Source organism: Psychroserpens mesophilus, assembly GCF_050617655.1.
GTDB lineage: Bacteria > Bacteroidota > Bacteroidia > Flavobacteriales > Flavobacteriaceae > Psychroserpens > Psychroserpens mesophilus_A.
On the sequence record NZ_JBODQC010000403.1, the window covers coordinates 1 to 245 of the forward strand.

Genomic DNA, 245 nt, shown 5'->3' on the forward strand with positions numbered 1-245 from the left:
TACTGAAAGAATCTAAAGAAAATGATGAAAAAGTTTCTGCTATTGCACAAGAAATAGAAACTTCTTTTCATGATTTAAGTACTGAGGGATTCAATAAATATTTTGACACTGAGTCGTTCAAACAAAAACTAGTTAACGGTATTGATGTTGATTCTAATAAATCTTATGTTAAAGGGTTTTTAAATGGTGTTGGAAAAGCAGGAGATAAATTAGCATTAAAAGTGCTAAATGAAATTGAAAATGGT

Annotated in this window: 1 protein-coding gene; it reads left to right on the top strand. The window is 28.2% G+C overall.

Going from position 1 to position 245, the window contains the following annotated elements; all coding sequences use genetic code 11:
• Window positions 1-245: hypothetical protein (locus ACRHNM_RS17780; RefSeq protein ID WP_431137971.1), on the top strand; the 245-nt coding region annotated here is incomplete at both ends.